This is a genomic window from Streptomyces sp. NPDC086077, from assembly GCF_040686175.1.
Lineage (GTDB): Bacteria > Actinomycetota > Actinomycetes > Streptomycetales > Streptomycetaceae > Streptomyces.
In genome coordinates this window covers 1-16,903 of the sequence record NZ_JBFBJT010000015.1, presented here as the reverse complement: position 1 = coordinate 16,903, position 16,903 = coordinate 1, and the positions used below count along the sequence as shown (strand labels likewise).

The 16,903-nt window shown below is 70.9% G+C and carries 18 protein-coding genes; 10 read left to right on the top strand and 8 right to left on the bottom strand.

Translation table 11 applies throughout. The annotated features are described in order from the left end of the window. Positions 1-156: 156 nt before the first annotated feature. The 3 genes from AB0O67_RS07070 (at position 157) to AB0O67_RS07060 (ending at position 1,660) form a co-directional block, all read left to right on the top strand. Positions 157-663 carry a MarR family transcriptional regulator gene (locus tag AB0O67_RS07070; RefSeq protein WP_365447123.1) on the top strand — a complete coding sequence of 169 codons (507 nt, stop codon included), beginning with the start codon at positions 157-159 and terminating at the stop codon, positions 661-663. Positions 664-894: 231 nt separating this feature from the next. Then, complete coding sequence (locus AB0O67_RS07065) at positions 895-1,398, top strand: sigma factor-like helix-turn-helix DNA-binding protein (RefSeq protein WP_365447025.1); 504 nt, start codon at positions 895-897, stop codon at positions 1,396-1,398. 13 nt (positions 1,399-1,411) lie between these two features. After that, positions 1,412-1,660, top strand: a complete 249-nt coding sequence (locus tag AB0O67_RS07060; RefSeq protein ID WP_365447023.1) for a hypothetical protein — start codon at positions 1,412-1,414, stop codon at positions 1,658-1,660. A 3-nt stretch (positions 1,661-1,663) separates the two neighbouring features. On the opposite strand, the gene AB0O67_RS07055 is transcribed toward AB0O67_RS07060, so the two are convergent. Beyond that, positions 1,664-2,824 carry a cystathionine gamma-synthase gene (locus AB0O67_RS07055; protein ID WP_365447021.1) on the bottom strand — a complete coding sequence of 387 codons (1,161 nt, stop codon included), beginning with the start codon at positions 2,822-2,824 and terminating at the stop codon, positions 1,664-1,666. A gap of 184 nt (positions 2,825-3,008) precedes the next feature. On the opposite strand from AB0O67_RS07055, the gene AB0O67_RS07050 reads away from it, so the two are divergent. From AB0O67_RS07050 to AB0O67_RS07040, 3 genes are all read left to right on the top strand, one after another. Then, positions 3,009-4,127, top strand: a complete 1,119-nt coding sequence (locus tag AB0O67_RS07050; protein WP_365447019.1) for a hypothetical protein — start codon at positions 3,009-3,011, stop codon at positions 4,125-4,127. Between the two features lie 153 nt (positions 4,128-4,280). After that, the gene (gene msrA / locus AB0O67_RS07045) at positions 4,281-4,946 is read left to right on the top strand and encodes a peptide-methionine (S)-S-oxide reductase MsrA (RefSeq protein WP_365447017.1); all 666 of its coding nucleotides are present in this window, start codon (positions 4,281-4,283) and stop codon (positions 4,944-4,946) included. A 421-nt stretch (positions 4,947-5,367) separates the two neighbouring features. Beyond that, positions 5,368-6,591, top strand: a complete 1,224-nt coding sequence (locus AB0O67_RS07040) for an FG-GAP-like repeat-containing protein (protein WP_365447015.1) — start codon at positions 5,368-5,370, stop codon at positions 6,589-6,591. A 7-nt stretch (positions 6,592-6,598) separates the two neighbouring features. Here the strand turns inward: AB0O67_RS07040 and AB0O67_RS07035 are convergent, their stop codons facing one another. After that, complete coding sequence (locus AB0O67_RS07035; RefSeq protein WP_365447013.1) at positions 6,599-7,516, bottom strand: helix-turn-helix transcriptional regulator; 918 nt, start codon at positions 7,514-7,516, stop codon at positions 6,599-6,601. 171 nt (positions 7,517-7,687) lie between these two features. On the opposite strand from AB0O67_RS07035, the gene AB0O67_RS07030 reads away from it, so the two are divergent. Both AB0O67_RS07030 and AB0O67_RS07025 read left to right on the top strand, forming a co-directional pair. Next, positions 7,688-8,728: an NAD(P)-dependent alcohol dehydrogenase gene (locus AB0O67_RS07030; RefSeq protein ID WP_365447011.1), complete on the top strand. Its 1,041-nt coding sequence runs from the start codon at positions 7,688-7,690 to the stop codon at positions 8,726-8,728. A 167-nt stretch (positions 8,729-8,895) separates the two neighbouring features. Then, entirely contained in the window at positions 8,896-9,279 is a 384-nt protein-coding gene (locus tag AB0O67_RS07025) for a VOC family protein (protein WP_365447009.1), read from the top strand. Positions 9,280-9,362: 83 nt separating this feature from the next. Here the strand turns inward: AB0O67_RS07025 and AB0O67_RS07020 are convergent, their stop codons facing one another. The 5 genes from AB0O67_RS07020 to AB0O67_RS07000 form a co-directional block, all read right to left on the bottom strand. Further along, on the bottom strand, positions 9,363-10,133 hold the full coding sequence (locus AB0O67_RS07020) for an antibiotic biosynthesis monooxygenase (protein WP_365447121.1): 771 nt from the start codon (positions 10,131-10,133) through the stop codon (positions 9,363-9,365). Between the two features lie 366 nt (positions 10,134-10,499). Next, positions 10,500-11,183 carry an ABC transporter ATP-binding protein gene (locus AB0O67_RS07015; protein ID WP_365447007.1) on the bottom strand — a complete coding sequence of 228 codons (684 nt, stop codon included), beginning with the start codon at positions 11,181-11,183 and terminating at the stop codon, positions 10,500-10,502. 155 nt (positions 11,184-11,338) lie between these two features. After that, positions 11,339-12,784, bottom strand: coding sequence for an ABC transporter permease (locus AB0O67_RS07010; RefSeq protein WP_365447005.1), 1,446 nt, complete (start codon positions 12,782-12,784; stop codon positions 11,339-11,341). A 150-nt stretch (positions 12,785-12,934) separates the two neighbouring features. Beyond that, positions 12,935-14,185 (bottom strand): Ig-like domain-containing protein, encoded by a 1,251-nt coding sequence (locus AB0O67_RS07005; protein WP_365447003.1) that lies wholly within the window; start codon positions 14,183-14,185, stop codon positions 12,935-12,937. Between the two features lie 239 nt (positions 14,186-14,424). Beyond that, the gene (locus AB0O67_RS07000) at positions 14,425-14,769 is read right to left on the bottom strand and encodes a hypothetical protein (protein WP_365447001.1); all 345 of its coding nucleotides are present in this window, start codon (positions 14,767-14,769) and stop codon (positions 14,425-14,427) included. 110 nt (positions 14,770-14,879) lie between these two features. Between AB0O67_RS07000 and AB0O67_RS06995 the strand changes: the two genes are divergently transcribed. Then, on the top strand, positions 14,880-15,254 hold the full coding sequence (locus AB0O67_RS06995; RefSeq protein WP_365447000.1) for an LPXTG cell wall anchor domain-containing protein: 375 nt from the start codon (positions 14,880-14,882) through the stop codon (positions 15,252-15,254). Between the two features lie 56 nt (positions 15,255-15,310). After that, positions 15,311-16,117, top strand: a complete 807-nt coding sequence (locus tag AB0O67_RS06990) for a hypothetical protein (RefSeq protein WP_365446998.1) — start codon at positions 15,311-15,313, stop codon at positions 16,115-16,117. A 52-nt stretch (positions 16,118-16,169) separates the two neighbouring features. On the opposite strand, the gene AB0O67_RS06985 is transcribed toward AB0O67_RS06990, so the two are convergent. Further along, positions 16,170-16,903: aromatic amino acid lyase (locus AB0O67_RS06985; RefSeq protein WP_365446996.1), on the bottom strand; the 734-nt coding region annotated here is incomplete at its 5' end.

Here is a 16,903-nt window from a genome sequence, read left to right as displayed (position 1 = left end):
AAGTCTCGCAGTTCACACACCGCGAAACGCGTTGTGACCAACGTCCGAGACGGGTTTGCGCAGCGCCGGTACGACCCGCCTCCCGGCCGCGTACCCTGTCCCCCAACCCAGCACCCAGCATGAAGTGAGCCCCCGGCCATGCCCACAACACCTGGAATGTCGATGGACATGACGACCGTCGGTGACACCGGCCTTCTCGACGCGCTGCAGCACGAGGTGGCCGTGTTCGCCCGACGTGCCGAACAGACCCGGCTCGGCGGGGTCGGGCAGGTCCGCAACTCCATGGACCGCGCCGCGTACCTGCTGCTCAACCGGCTCGACAAGGAGGGGCCGATGGGCGTCAAGGCACTCGCCGCGAGCATGGGCATCGACTCCTCGACCGTCACCCGGCAGGTTGCTCCGCTCGTCGACACGGGCCTGGTCAAGCGGACCTCGCACCCCGAGGACGGACGGGCCGTGGTGCTTCAGCTCTCCCCGCGCGGGTCGGCGCGGCTGGAGGAAGTGCGCTCGTCGAGACGTCAGTTGATGGCCGAGCTGACGCAGGAATGGGACCCCGAGGAGCGCGAGGCGTTCTGCACCCTCCTCACCCGCTTCAACCACGCCCTCTCGGCCCGGATGGCCGTACCGGGCGTGCCGGGGGCGGAAGCGCCGTCGGCTTCCTGAGGTCCGTGGCCTCTCGAGGAACCACGTCGCCTCACGGCCGTGGCCCCGCATGCCCCCGTCGCGTCCGCAATCGGCATCCCACCGTGCGCGGCTCTTGACCGAAAGGGCGCGCCTGCCCTCATATGAGACCGGGTCCCCGCGGACGGACGCGGGCGCGCGACCGGCACGCCGGGTGCGCCGGGTGCGTGGGCGGGATCCCCTTCCTCAGGTCGGCCTCAGGCGGGAGGCGCGGTGCGAGAACGGCAAGCGTCCCAAGACGCCCGTCGGGCCCGGGAGTTCGAGGCGTTCGTCGCCGGCGCGGCGGGGCGGCTGCTGCACACCGCAACGCTGCTCACCGCCGAGGCCCCGAACGCCAACCCGCGCGCGCGGCGCCTGCTCACGCTGGCCCTGGCCCGGACGTACGCCTCCTGGGACCGGCTGCGCGGCGAGGACCCGTACGACCGCACGCGCGCGTGCCTCGCCGTCCGCTTCGCGCACCACTCCTGGCATCGGTACGGCGCCCTCGGCCGGGCCCGCCCACACCCCGCCGGAACGCTGGCCGAGCTGACACCGCAGGAGCGCCTGGTCGTGGTCCTCAGGCTGTACGAGGGCGTGGGCGAGGAACAGACGGCGGCCCTGCTCGGGCTGCCCACGGAACGGGTCCACGCCCTCTGCGACCGGGCGACGGCGACCCTGCTGCACCCGCCCCGGCCGCCCGCGCCCGCGGTGACCGGCGCCGAGATGGCGGCGTCATGATCGGGAGGTCCCCGTGAGCCGGGCCGAAAGGGAGTCCGCCGCGCGGCGGATCATGGAGCGGACGCCGCCCCGGGTGCCGCCGGACCTGGGCGCCGACGCCGTACGCCTCGGCGACCGCCTGCTGCGGCGCCGGGCCATCGCCCTGCGTCTGGCCTGCCTGCTGCTGTTCGCGGTGACCGTGGCCTTCACCGTCTGGGCACTGACCGAGCGTCCCTGGGTGGAGCCGCCGTCGGAGACGACTCCACCGCTCACCGGCTGGTAGCCGTCAGGACCCGCCAAGTGCCTGCTGGAGGTCTTCCAGCAGGTCCTCGACGTTCTCGATGCCCACCGAGAGGCGCACCAGGTCGCCGGGGACCTCCAGGGCCGAGCCGGTCACGGAGGCGTGCGTCATCCGGCCCGGGTGCTCGATCAGCGACTCGACGCCGCCGAGGGACTCACCGAGGGTGAACACCTGGGTGCGGTTGCAGACCTCGACGGCCGCCTCCTCGCCGCCGTCGACCAGGAAGGAGATCATGCCGCCGAACGACCGCATCTGCTTGGCGGCGATCTCGTGCCCGGGGTGGTCGGGCAGCCCCGGGTAGAGCACGCGCGTCACGCGCGGGTGCCGGGTGAGCATGTCGGCGACCTTCACGGCGTTCTCGCTGTGCCGGTCCATGCGCACGGACAGGGTCTTGGTGCCGCGCAGCACCAGCCAGGAGTCGAAGGGCCCGGCGACCGCGCCCATCGCGTTCTGGTGGAACGCCAGCTCCTCGCCGAGTTCCGTGTCACCGACGATCAGCGCGCCGCCCACGACGTCCGAGTGGCCGCCCATGTACTTGGTCAGGGAGTGCACCACGACGTCCGCGCCGAGCGAGAGCGGCTGCTGGAGGTACGGCGTGGCGAAGGTGTTGTCGACGACCAGGCGGGCGCCGGCGTCCCGGGCGATCTGGGCGACGACCGCGATGTCGGTGATGCCGAGCAGCGGGTTGGAGGGGGTCTCCACCCACACGACCCTGGTCTTCGGGGTGAGGGCGGCCCGCACGGAAGCCGGGTCGCTGGTGTCGGCGACCGACCACTCCACGCCCCAGCGGGCGACGACCTTCGCGAACAGCCGGAACGTGCCGCCGTAGGCGTCGTTGGGGATGACCACGTGGTCGCCGGGACTGAGCAGCGTACGCAACAGGCAGTCCTCGGCCGCCAGTCCGGACGCGAACGCGAGTCCGCGGCGTCCGCCTTCCAGGGCGGCGAGGTTCTCCTCCAGGGCCGTCCTGGTCGGATTGGCGCTGCGGCTGTACTCGTAGCCGCCGCGCAGGCCGCCCACCCCGTCCTGTTTGTAGGTGGACACCTGGTAGATCGGCGGGACGACCGCGCCGGTGACGGGGTCGGCCGTGTTGCCCGCGTGGATGGCGAGCGTCTCGAAGTGCTGACTGATGTGCCTGTCGCTCATGAGAACCGAGCGTAGGCGTTCCGCAGGGGGTGTCGCAGGGCGCGCAGCGAGGTATTTCCGTGCCGCGCCCGTCGTGCGGGCTGCTCAGCGGCTGTTTCGCGCCTCTTCCAGAGGCCGGGGGAGTTTTCCACAGGGTCGCGGAGGGGGTTGGCCAATTGTCGGCGGCGTCTGGTTCGCTTGAGGCATGGAAATTCTCTGGGTGCTGTTCGCCCTGCTCATGATCGGCTTTGTGCTGGGTCCCGTCGTGATGCGCAGGCGCAGGGGGATAGAGCTGGTCACACCGGGCCACCCGGACGCGGCGGACCCCGCGAACTACGGGTTCGTCCTCCAGGAGGAGCTGGACATCCGCATGCCCGGCCCCGACCAGGACCTGCTGGACGTGCTGGACCTGGTGCAGCGCACCCAGGACCACCGCGCCGCCGCGCAGCTCCTCGCGGGTACGGAGGCGGAGGGCGAGCGGCGCTGGCAGCGTGTGCAGGCCTTCGCCGGTGCCGCCTCGCTGGAGCTCCAGCAGCGACCGGGCGGCGTCAGCGAGACGCCGGGTGGCCAGTGGCTGCGGGTGTGGCGCACGGAGGCGCCCAAGGACGCGGGCGGCGCGGCGGTGCACGCCGAGTTCCTGGTCCAGCAGGCGTGGCGGACGGCGACGCCGGGCACGGACGACTTCCGGATCATCATGGAGGAGGCGAAGGCGGCGTGCGGCGACGCGGCGCTGCTCGCCCCCGGTGACCCGATTCCGTACATCATCGAGCTGTCCGTGGCCCGTGGCCTGGGCTACCCGCGCGCCGAGTTCGAGCAGCTCTGGCTGAAGATCCTGGACCGCGCGCCGAACCACATGGGCGCGCACCTGGCCGCGCTGCACTACTGGTGCGAGAAGTGGCACGGCTCGCGGGAGCTGGCGACCCAGTTCGCCGAGGCGGCCGCGGCCCGCGCCCCGCAGGGCTCGCTGCTGGCGGCGATGCCGCTGTTCTCGGTGTTCGAGCACCTCCCCGAGGTCAACCTGGTTGCCGGGTTCTACCAGAGCGAGGTGGTGACCAAGGCGATCCACGGCGCTCTCCACGCGGTCCACTCGGCCCGCGCCGACGACCCGATGCTGGCGCACGTGCGTCACCTCCTGGTCTTCTTCCTGGTCCGCTCGGAGCGGTGGGCGGAGGCCATGAGCCAGCTGATACACATCGACGGCCACGTCGGGGCCCTGCCCTGGACGCTGTCGCCCGACCCGGCCGCGGAGTTCGCGGTCTACCGGGCGCTGGCGGTGGCCGGCTACGAGGCGAACGGCGGCAGCCCGGCGACGCTGCTGCGCTGAGCACGCGGGCAGCGGACACGGACGCCGGGCCGGGCCGGCGTCCGCGTGGAATGCGGGGCGGTGTTCGAATGTTCAACAAAATACCGCCCGCCCCGCCGCCATATGACGACGACGAGGCGGGCCCCGTATTCACCCCGGCAGAAGGAGCCCCCCATGCTGTTCCGCCGTACGCCCAGCCTGCCCACCCCTGAGCAGGCGCTGCAGGGCCGCGCGGAGCCCGCCTTCACCGTCCCCGACCGCCACACCGTCCTCGGCAACCCGCTGAACGGCCCCTACCCCGAGGGCCTGGAGATCGCCGACTTCGGTCTCGGCTGTTTCTGGGGCGCCGAGCGCAAGTTCTGGCAGTTGCCCGCGGGGGTCTGGACGACCCTCGTCGGCTACCAGGGCGGTCACACCGAGAACCCCACGTACGAGGAGGTCTGCTCCGGACTGACCGGCCACACGGAGGCCGTGCGCGTGGTCTACGACCCGGACGTGATCTCGTACGACCGCCTCCTGAAGACCTTCTGGGAGGCGCACGACCCGACGCAGGGCTTCCGCCAGGGCAACGACGTCGGCACGCAGTACCGCTCGGCGGTCTACACCCACACCCCGGAGCAGGCCGCGGCGGCGGAGGCGTCCCGCGAGGCGTATCAGAAGGTCCTGACCGGCTCCGGCCACGGCCGCATCACCACGGAGATCCTCCCGGCGCAGACCCGCCCCTTCTATGCGGCGGAGGGCTATCACCAGCAGTACCTGGACAAGAACCCGGCGGGCTACTGCGGCATCGGCGGCACGGGAGTGTCGTGTCCGATCGGAGTGGCCACAGCCGAGGGGTGAGCCGCCGGACGCCGGTCGGGGTCCCGGCGGACGCCGGATCGGCGCAGGTCACACAGGGCGCGGCCGTGCGGCGGAAACGTCGCGCGGCCGCGCCCTGGTTCGCGGAGACTCAGCGCAGCACTCCGCCTGCCGCCGTGCGTGCCCGTCGCGCAGCAGACCAGCAGGAACACGTGGTCCTCCAGGGCCCTCGTGCGCGTGCGGAGCCGCCAGTGGCCGAGCCGCGCCCTCCACCGTGGCCCCAGCCCGCCGTGTCGGCCGATTCGGAGTCCGCACCGGTGGTGCCGTGGATCGCGCCGCTGCCTTACGATCACCTCGCATGCGCCGGCCGCCACCTCGGGCACCCGCAGCCACCGCCCAGGAGACCCGGCGGGCTGACGGGACGAGGTTCCGGCGTGCGTCACCTGGGAGGGGAAAGCGGCATATGCAGAACCGTTTCAACCGGGGCGTGGCCACACTCGTCGGCATCGCGCTCGCCGGCACCGGCCTGGCCGCCGTGAACGCCGCTCCGGCAGCCGCCAGCTCGTACGACTGCCCGGCAGGCTACTTCTGCGGATGGACCGGCCAAAGCGCCGACGGCACGATGTGGAAGACGAACAAGAGCGTCGCCGACCTGGGCAGCTGGGACAACAAGATCCGCTCGTACGTCAACCGCACGACGTCGATCGCCTGCGTCTACGAGGACAAGGACTACTCGCCGTGGGGCGGCTACTGGTCCCAGGAGCCGAACACGCCCGGCGAGTGGAGCGGCGACCCGGTCGCGACCACCAGCTCGATCAAGTTCGTCCGTACCGACCGGGAGTGCAGCCAGACCGCCTACCCGCGCTGGTACTCGGAGATCTCGCCGAAGCCTCTGGGCTTCGGCGACATGAACGGCGACCGCAAGGCCGACGTGATCGCCCGTGACGAGGCCGGACGGCTCTGGTTCACCCCGGGCAACGGCGGCGGCAAGCTCATCGGTGCGGGTGGCTGGAACAGCATGAACGCCCTCACCCGGCACGGCGACTTCAGCGGTGACGGCCGGGAGGACCTCATCGCGCGGGAGGCGTCCACCGGCAGGCTGTGGCTCTACCCCGGCACCGGCACCGGCTCGCTCGGGGCCCGCAAGCTGCTGGGCTCGGGCGGGTGGAACTCCATGACCCGCATCACCGCCTTCGGCGACCTGACCGGTGACAAGCGCTCCGACCTGCTCGCGGTGGAGAAGGCCACCGGCAAGCTGTGGCTCTACCCCGGCACCTCCACGGGCAGACTGGGTGCTCGCAGGCTCGTCGGCTCGGGCGGCTGGAACAGCATGAACGCCCTGGTCGGCATGGGCGACGTGACCGGTGACGCCCGTCCCGACCTGTACGCGCGGGAGGCGTCCACCGGCAAGCTGTGGCTCTACCCGGGCACCTCCACCGCCCGGCTCGGGGCCCGCAAGCTCATCGGCGCCGGCGGCTGGAACGCCATGGCGAACCTCTTCTCGGTCGGCGACTTCTCCGGCGACGGGCGCCCCGACCTCGCCACGGTGACCAACGAGAAGTACATGATCGACGGCTATCCGGGCCACCTGGGCTGGCTGGTCACCTACCGGGGCCGGGACACCGGCGCCCTGCTGGCCGGCGAACGGACCGACGGCGAGTGGTGGGGCCTGAACGGCCTCTTCTAGCCCCGCCTCAGTTCGACGCCGTCGAGGACCCCGTCCCGGCCCGGGTCGCGTCCCTGCCCCAGCTGGCCAGGAGGCGCAGGCCCTCCGCGGACGGGGAGCCCGGCTCCGCGTGGTACGTGATCAGGGACTGCTCGGCGTCGTCGACCAGGCGGAAGGTCTCGAAGGACAGGGCCAGGTCGCCGACGAGCGGGTGACGGAGCCGCTTGACGCCGTGGCTCTTCTCCTTGACGTCGTGGGTGGCCCACAGACGCCGGAATTCGGAGCTCTTGACGGAGAGCTCGCCCACCAGGGCCGACAGGCGCGGGTCGTCCGGGTGGCAGCCGGCGTCCATGCGCAGGAAGGCGACGATGTCGAAGGCCTTCTGGTCCCAGTCGAGGAACAGGTCGCGGTACTCCGGCTTCAGGAACACCAGCCGCGCCCAGTTCCGCTCCTGCGCCGGCATCTCCGCCCAGTCGCCGAAGACGGCCGCGGCCATCCGGTTCCAGACCAGGATGTCCGAACGGCGCCCCACGATGTACGCCGGGACGCCGTCGATGGTGTCCAGCAGCTGCCACAGCGCGCCCCGCACCTGCTGCGTACGTGGCGCCGTCTTCTTCTTTTGCTGCTTCGGCCTGGCCAGGTGTGTGAGGTGGGCGTGCTCGGCGTCGGTCAGCCGCAGCGCCCGCGCGATCGCGTCGAGCACCTCCCCCGACACGTTGCGTCCGTTGCCCTGCTCCAGCCGCGTGTAGTACGCCACCGACACTCCGGCCAGCTGCGCCAGCTCCTCACGGCGCAGCCCGGGGACCCTGCGGTGCCGTCCGTAGTCCGGCATCCCCACGTCCTCCGGCTTCAGCCGGGCCCGCCGACTGCGCAGGAACTCGCTGAGTTCGGCACGCCGGCCCAGGCCGCCGCCGGGCTCCTCCACGCTCGCGGGCTGTTCGTCCATACGTCCAGTATTCACGGTCGTACGCACATGAACCTGCCCCCGCCAGTGGTAGGCACAGCGAACGTACGCAAAGCCGTGGCCTGGGTGGATGTGCCGTCCGGCGGCAGCCTGGACGATGCGCCCGGCAGGAAGGCAGCCGGGCGCGGATCACATCGCTAGGAGACCCCCGGCATGACCACTGTCACCGCGTACGCCGCCCCCGCCCCCAAGGCCCCGCTGGAGCGCACCACGATCGAGCGGCGGGAAGTCGGTGAGTTCGATGTCCTGATCGACATCAAGTACTCCGGAATCTGTCACTCCGACATCCACCAGGCCCGTGAGGGCTGGGGCGAGGCCATCTTCCCGATGGTGCCCGGCCACGAGATCGCCGGCGTCGTCGCCGAGGTCGGCACCGGCGTCACCAGGTTTGCCGTCGGCGACCGGGTCGGTGTCGGCTGCATGGTCGACTCCTGCCGTGAGTGCGACAACTGCGAGGCCGGCCTGGAGCAGTACTGCACCAAGGGCGCCGTGATGACGTACAACGGCGTCGGCAAGGACGGGCAGCCGACCTACGGCGGCTACTCGCAGAAGATCGTCGTCGACGAGAACTACGTCGTCGGCGTCCCGGAGGGCATCGGCCTCGACGAGGCCGCGCCGCTGCTGTGCGCCGGCATCACCACGTACTCCCCGCTCAGGCACTGGAACGCGGGCCCGGGCAAGAAGGTCGCCGTCCTCGGCATGGGCGGCCTCGGTCACATGGCCGTCAAGCTCGCGCACGCGCTCGGCGCGGAGGTGACGGTCCTGTCGCAGTCGCTGCGCAAGCAGGAGGACGGGCTGAAGCTGGGCGCCGACCACTACTACGCCACCAGCGACCCCAGGACCTTCGAGGAGCTGGCGGGCACCTTCGACCTGATCGTGTCGACGGTCTCGGCCCCGCTCGACTTCGGCGCGTACCTCGCGCTGCTGAGGACCGACGGCGCGCTGGTGAACGTGGGCGCCCCCGAGGAGCCCATCTCGCTCAACCTGTTCTCGGTGATCACCGGCCGCAAGACCCTCGCCGGGTCGGGCATCGGCGGGATCCAGGAGACCCAGGAGATGCTGGACTTCTGCGCCGAGCACGGCCTCGGCGCCGAGATCGAGGTGATCCGCGCGGACCAGATCAACGAGGCGTACGCGCGGGTGCTGGCGAGCGACGTCCGGTACCGGTTCGTGATCGACACCGCCACGATCTGATCGTTGAGGTCGTACCCCGGCGGCCCGGCGGCAGAGCGCTTCCTGGCCGCCGGGGGCCGAGGGCCCGACTCCCGGGGTCCGCGCGGAAGAGTCCGCCCCCGCGTGGGCGTTGCACGAGGAAGACGGGGCGAGGCCGAAAGCCCCGCAGGAGACCGAGGAGGCCACCGATGACCGTCCAGCTGAACCACACCATCGTCGCCGCCCACGACAAGGAGGCCTCGGCACGCTTCCTGGCGGAACTCCTGGGCCTGGAGGTGAGCCCGCCCTACGGGCCCTTCACCCCCGTCGAGATCCCCAACGGCGTGACCCTGGACTACATGGACACACCGGGCGACATCACGCCCCAGCACTACGCCTTCCTCGTCTCGGAGTCCGACTTCGACACGATCTTCGCCCGCATCGAGGAGCACGGCCTGACCCACTGGGCGGACCCGCACCACTCCCGCCCCGCGGCGATCAACCACAACGACGGCGGCCGGGGCACGTACTTCGAGGACCCGAGCGGACACAACATGGAGATCCTCACCCGCCCCTACGGCAGCGGCGACTGACTACCCCGGCGGCCTCCGATGACGGTTCACGTCGATCCCGAAGCGGTCGCGGCTCAGGACTCGTTGGCCCTGGCAGCCGCCCCTCACCCCCGATGAGGCGGCATCACACCCCACCCCCACCTCGGTACCGCCTGCTCCGCCGGTGTCGTCGCCTGGGTGCCCGAGAAGTGCGCCGCGAGCCTCGTGCCCCACTCCACGTACGCCAGGAACGCCGAGCGGAACTCCGCGTCCGTCGGGAGGCCCGCCTCGTCCGCGGCGTCCTGGATGAGGTCGACCCAGCGGCGGCGCTGGGGCTCGGTGACGCCGCGGCCCATGTGCTCGGCGACCATGTGGCCGTGGCCGCCCTGGGTCCCTGAGTAGGCCGGCGGGCCGCCGAAGACCTCGGCGAACCACAGGGCCACGTGCTCGGCGTGCTCGGGGGACAGGCCGGCGAAGACGGGGGCGAGGACGTCGTCCTGGACGACCTTGGCGTAGAAGGCCTCGGTGAGGCGGGAGAAGGCCTCGGCGCCGCCCGCCCACTCGTAGAGGGTGGGCAGCGCGGCCCCGGCGCCGCGGACGGTCGTCGGCGTGTAGTGGCGCATCTCGTCGATGGCGCCGGTGTACGGGCGGATCTCGGCGAGGAAGTCGGGGAACGCCTCCGACTTGCGAAAACCCTCCAGGTGGCCCTCCGTGGAGGTCCACACGATGCGCAGGACGTAGTGCTCGAAGTCCTCCTCGCAGCGGGCGAGCTCGTAGTCGACGCACTGCGGGGCCGCCGCCAGGTGGACGGCGGCGCGGGTCCAGGCGGCCAGGAACTCCGCCGACTGCTGCTCGGAGATGCGGTACCTGATGTATTCGACCGTATGGGCAGTCATGTGCTCACCGAAGCACGAAAGCCCGCCGGAGGCAGAACTTCCGGCGGGCTTTCGCTCATGGCTCCACCGGCGCCGCGCCAACCCGGCGCGACAGGTGATCACTTGCCGTAGCAGGCGTTGCAGATCGAGATCGTCGACTTGTTGTCCCACGGCGATCCAGGCGTCCAGCAGATAGGTGCCCTTGGGCACGCGCACGGTGGTGGTGCCGGAGGCGACGGCCGGAACCTGGTAACCGCGGCCGTCGCCCAGGCCCGAGTAGCCGGGCAACGCGGTGTTGCAGTCGGCCGTCCCCTGCCCGTCCCGGCCGATGTGCCTGACCGTGGCGTCGTACGACTCCGCCTCACGTTGCACGGCGGCCGAGTGCCGCTATGAGTTGGCGTTCTCCGTCACCGTGATCCGGCCCTTTCGGATCGTGGCCACCCGCGGGGCCTTCCGCGCGATGGCGGAGTCGTGGGTGACCATGATGAAGGTCAGCCCCAGCTCCTTCCAGGTGCGTTCGAGTAGGTCCATGATCTCGTCGCGCATCGACTCGTCGAGGTTTCCGGTCGGTTCGTCGGCCAGCAGCACCTTCGGCCGCTTCACCAGCGCCCGCGCGATGGCGACGCGCTGCTGCTGACCGCCGGACAGTTCCCCGGGCAGATGCCCGAGCCGCTCACCGAGCCCCACCGACTCCAGCGCCTCGGCGGCACGTTCCCGCCTCTCCTTGGCCTTGACGCCGAGGGGTACGAGGGCGGTCTCGGCGTTCTCCTGGGCGGTGAGCGTGGGGATGAGGTTGAAGCTCTGGAAGACGAAGCCGATGCTCTCGCTGCGCACCCGGGTGAGCCGGGCCTCGGGCAGCCGGGCCAGGTCGGTCCCGTCGAGGACGATCTCGCCGGAGGTGGGCCGGTCGAGCCCGCCGAGCATCTGGAGCAGCGTCGACTTGCCGCCGCCGGTGGGGCCCTGGATGACCAGCCGGTCGCCGTCGGCGACGACGAGGTCCACGCCGTCCAGCGCGCGCACGGTGTCCTTGCCCCTGCTGTAGTGCTTGGTGACGCCTTTGAGTTCGTACATGGTGGTGCAACTCCTGGGATGTGTCGGGGTGGGGGCCGGCGTGCGGAACGGCCGGGCAGGTGCGGTGCGCACCGAAGGGCGAGGGGGAACCGGCGAACCGGCCGCGACGGGACCGCGGACGAGCCACGGCACGGCCCCGTCGCGGCGGCACGCGGCTACTCCACGCGCCGCAGCGCGTCCGCCGGCCGCAGGCGCGAGGCCCGCCACCCGCCGAACGCGCCGGCGACGAGCCCACCGGTCACGGCCAGCCCTACGGCGAGGGCGATGGTCGCGACGCCGACCGGGGCCGTGAGGGCGACGTCGAGCGTGCGGGCGGCGGCCTGCCTCGCCGGGCCACCTCCGAAGCCACCGCCGGGGCCGGCCGGTCCGCCCCCGGTGCCGCCGAGTTCGGCCTGCAGGGTCGGGCTGATCGCGGTGACGACGTACGCCCCCGCCAGCCCGAGCGCGATCCCGAGCGCACCGCCGACCAGGCCGGTGACCACGGCCTCGCCGACCACCTGCCGGGTCACCCGCCCCGACCGCCAGCCCAGCGCCTTCAGCGTGCCGAACTCCCGTACCCGCCGGGACACCGCCGAGGACGTGAGCAGCCCGGCCACCAGGAACGCGGCCACCAGCACCACGAGCGACAGCCACTTGCCGACACTGCCGGTGAGGTCGGAGGCGGTGGACAGGGAGCCGGAGACGGTGTCCGCGAGGTCGGCGGAGGTCGTCACGGTCGTCCCGGGGATGTTCTTCTGGATCTGCGACTTGACGGCGTCGATCCGCTGGGAGTCGGTCGCCTCGACGTAGATCGTGGTGACCTTGTCCGCCGCGTCGCCGAGCGTCTGCGCCTGCTTCAGAGGGATGTAGAGGTCGGCCGCCGCGTCGCCGCTCTCCGGGGTGGCGATACCGATGACCTCATAGGTGACACCCTTGATGGTGACCGTGTCGTCGACGGCCAGTTTCTTCTCCTTGGCGTATGAGGCGTCGGCGACCGCGACCTTCGCGTCGGTCTCGGCGGCCCCGAAGGCCCGGCCGCTGGTGATCTTCGATGAGGTCAGCGGGCCGAGCCCGCGCTCGGTGACGTCGGTGCCGAAGACGGAGTAGCTGTTGACGCCGAAGTCCGCGCCACCGCCCTGGATCCGGCCCTCGCCGGGCTGACCGGACGGCACTCCGCCGTCACCGCCGCCGCCCTGCTGGATCCGGCCGCGGGTGAACTCGCCGCTGACCTTGAGGACCTGCAGGCTCAGGCCGCCGACCGCGTTTGAGACGCCGTCCTGCGAGCCGACCTTCGCGACGGTGGAACTCGCCAGGGTCTCGAAGCCCTGGACCATGACCCGGTCGCTGCTCTGCTCCTCGCCGGAGCCGCTGTCGCGCGCGTCGAACCGGAACCGCGGCCCCTGTGCCTGTCCTTCCTCGGCGGGGTCGGCCGCCTTGGTGACGGTCATGTCGGTGCCCAGGCCGTACAGGGACTGCAGGATCTTGTCCTGTGCCTGCCCCATGCCGGACGACACGGAGTTGACGACGATGACCAGCGCGATGCCCAGCGCGAGTCCGGAGGCGACGACGAGGGCCGCCTTTCTGCGGCGGCGCAGTTCGCGCCTCAGGTAGGTGAAGAACATGCGCCGCAAACTAGGCACGCACCGTGATGACCGAATAAGGCGGAGATAAAAGAAGGATGAGAAGCCGCCGGGAAATCACCGGTGGGAAAAGGCCGAAGGCCGCCCTGGGCGGGCGGCCTTCGTCTTGGAGCGGGGGTGGCTGAACGCGGGTCAGACGGCGGAGCCGGCCTTCCACTGCTCCCAGCTCATGTTCCAGCCGTTGAGGCCGTTGTCCGGTGCGATGGTCTTGTCACCCGTGTTCTGGACGACCACGAGGTCACCGACGATCGAGTTGTTGTAGAACCACGCGCCCTCGGTGTTCGGGTCGTTCGCGCCCTTGGTGTCGTTCAGGCCGACGCAGCCGTGGCTGGTGTTGACGCTGCCGAAGATGGAGTCGTCGCCCCAGTAGTTGCCGTGGATGAAGGTGCCGGAGCCGGACAGCCGCATGGCGTGCGGGACGTCCTTGATGTCGTACTCGCCCTTGCCGTCGTCGTCGGTGAAGCCGACCGTCGCGCCGTTCATCCGGGTCTCCTTGAACTTCTCGGAGATCACCATCTGGCCCTCGTACGTCTTGTTCTCGGGCGAGCCGGCGGAGATCGGGATGGTCTTGACGACCTTGCCGTCCTGCGTGACCTTCATCTGCTTGGTCTGCGCGTCGACGTAGGAGACCTGGTTGCGGCCGATGGTGAAGGAGACCGACTTCTGCTGGACGCCGTAGACACCCTCGGCGCCCTCGACGCCGTCGAGCGCCAGCTTCAGCGTGACGGTCGAGCCTTCCTGCCAGTAGTCCTCGGGGCGGCAGTCCATGCGGTTGGCGTTGAACCAGTGGCAGGCGACCTCCTGGCCGCTGCTGGTGGTGACGGTGACGCCCTTCTGGACGTCCGCCTTGTTGGTGATCGCCTTGTCGAAGTTGATCGAGACGGGCATGCCGACGCCGACGGTGGTGCCGTCGTCCGGCGTGAACGAGCCTATGAAGCTGTTGTCCGGGGAGACCGTGGTGAAGGACGCGTTCTCGTGGGCTTCCAGGCCCTTGGCGTCCTTCGCGGTCACGGCGACCTTGTAGCGCGTGGAGCGCTCCAACTGGACGCTGGGCTTCCAGCTGGTCTTGTCGGCCGAGATCTCGCCCTCGACGGCGCCGCCGTCGGCCGTCGTCATCGTCACCTCGGTGAGCGTCCCCTTGCTCACCGTGACGGCCGCCGAGTTGTTGATGGAGGCGTTGGCCGACCCGTCCTTGGGTGTGATCTTGATCTGGGCCTCTGAGGTCTTCTGCGCGGCCGCCTCGTCGACCTTGGACTGCGAGCTGTCGTTGCCGCCGTCGCTGCCGGCGGCCTCTTCGCCACTGGAACACGCCGAGAGCACCAGCACGCCACCGAGCAGTACGGACGCGACCGTCAGGCCCCTGCGCCGCTTACTGTTCGTCATCACACGCTTCTCCATCGTTGCCGAATCCCCAGAACCCCGGGAGTCCCCGCCGAGAGTCCCCATCAACCAATTTCAACGCTACGACCGGTTCGTCCCGTTCCACATTCCTTCGATGTGTGGGCCACACCACGTCCGCCGGGCCGGCGGCCCGTGGTGCGGACGTCGGACCGTGCGCCCCTTGAGACGAACGAACCCCGGGCGGTGGTTGCCGCCCGGGGTCACGATTTTCCCAAGCCGCGTCAACCGACCCGCTCTTCCTCTTCCTCGTCGTCCACATCATCCTCGTCGAGGTCCCAGTCCGGCGAATCAGGGTCGTAGTCCACCTGCTCGCTGCTCCAGGAGGCCTGCTGGAGTTCGATCCCGGGCACGTCGCTGACCAGGTCGAACGGATCGACGAGATACGCGAGTGCCTCCGCGGTGTCTTCCGTCACAGTGCTCTCGGCGTGTACCCGCTCCTCGGCCGGCATGTCGCCGTCCTCGGAGATCCGCCGCTGTGCCGCCCGGGTCACGGCCTCGGCGTCGTCGATCTGGAGGACGAGTTCCACCCGAAGCCGTACAAAACCTGCTGTCTCTGGAGTGCTCATGCCCGGAGCGTACGGCCAGGGGCCTCCGCGACTTTCCCACGACCCGCGACTTTCACTAGCATCGCCCCACACGGCCAATTCGCCAGCGTCACAAGGGGGATCGATATTCCGTGTCATCCGCTCGCCGTCCGTTGCTGACCGCCACCGCCGCGGGCACCCTGCTGGGGGCCCTGTGGTTCGTCCCCTCCGCCAACGCGACATCGGACGGGCCGCCGAGAGAGCCGGCCATGGCGGTGATGACGCAGGCCAGGGCCGCGACCACGGACGCCTCCACGACCACGGACGCGGACCCGGCCGCCGTCACCGACACGGACACCGGTACGCAGTCGGAGACGGAGACGGCGATATCCGGGACCGGCGGGACCCGGCTCGCCGACACCGGCAGCTTCGACAGCACTCCCTACGTCCTCGGCGGTGCGCTCTGCCTCACGCTGGGTGCCGGATTCGTCGTGTACTCGGTGCGCCGCGAACGCGTGGGACTCTGAGCGCGGTGCCATAAGTTCACTTGACGGGCTCTTGACCTGCACCGCATAGTCCGATCATGAACAGAACATCGGGTGCACGGTGGTGCGCCACGGTTGCCGTGAGTGCGCTGTCGTTCGCCCTCGTCACGGGTTGCGCCGAAAGCGGTTCGGACGACTCAAAGGGGTCGGACTCGTCGTCGGCCGCTCCTGCCGCCCCGGCCGAGAAGGCCCTCGGCGCCGCCGAGTTGCAGAAGCTGATCATCGCCCAGGGCGATGTGGAGGGGTACGAGGTCAAGGCGCCCGACGCCCAGCTCCCCGCCTCCAAGAGCGAGGTCAAGGTCGACAAGGCCGAGTGCGAGCCGCTCGCCTTCGCGATGAGCGGACTCGCGCCGGGTGAATCGGCCGCGGACGCCCGCAACATGGCGACCGAGAAGAAGTCCCCCACCGACGCGGCCTCCAAGTCCATGGAGGACATGGCGGAGGGCGAGTTCGAGGACGCGTTCTCGGACGCCCTGAGCGTCGACATGACCGCCGTCGGACTCTCCTCCTACGACGGTGACGGCACCGCGGCGACCTTCAAGTCCGTCTCCGACGCGCTCGCCGACTGCGCGGGCGGCTTCACCCTCACCGCCAAGGGCACCGCCCAGAAGGTCGTCAAGGTCGCCGCGGAGAAGGGCTCCGGCACCGGTGACGAGTCGGTGGCGTTCTCCGCGTCCGTCGAGATGGAGGGCCAGGAGGCCCCCGGCACGGTGCACGCCGAGGTGGTGCGCCACGGCGGCACGCTCGCGACGTACTACACGATCAACATGGGCGCGCTGCTGACCGGCGAGGAGTACAGGATCCCCGCCACGGTGGTCGAGGCCCAGGCCGCCAAGCTCAAGTAACCCTTTGCGGGGCCCCGGCCGGCGTACGCCGGGGCCCCGCCGTCCCTTCGGGCTACCGCAACGGCCCGGTGACCGTCTGCGCCGCCTCGACCAGCCGCCCGTCCCGCACGAACGCGTCGGCCGCCGCCAGGTCGGGGGCGAGGAAACGATCCGGCCCGGGACCGGCCACCCCGGCGGCCCGTGCGGCGTCGATGACGGCCCGCGTGGCCGGGGCCGGGGTCAGTCCCTCACGCAGCTCCACGGCCCGGGTGGCGGCGTACAGCTCGACCGCGATGACCCGGGTCAGGTTGCCGACGGCCGTGCGCAGCTTGCGCGCCGCCGACCAGCCCATGGACACGTGGTCCTCCTGCATCGCGGAGGACGGGATGGAGTCCGCGGACGCCGGTACGGCGAGCCGCTTCATCTCGCTCACCAGCGCGGCCTGCGTGTACTGGGCGATCATCAGCCCGCTGTCCACCCCGGCGTCGTCGGCGAGGAACGGCGGCAGCCCGTGGCTGCGGTTCTTGTCCAGCAGCCGGTCGGTGCGCCGCTCTGCGATGGACGCGAGGTCGGCTGCGGCGATGGCGAGGAAGTCCAGCACGTAGGCGACCGGTGCGCCGTGGAAGTTGCCGTTGGACTCGACCCGTCCGTCGGGGAGCACGACGGGATTGTCGACGGCGGAGGCGAGTTCGCGGTCGGCGACGAGGCGGGCGTGGGCGAGGGTGTCGCGTCCGGCGCCGGCGACCTGGGGCGCGCAGCGCACGGAGTAGGCGTCCTGGACGCGGGGCGCGTCGTCCTGGTGATGGC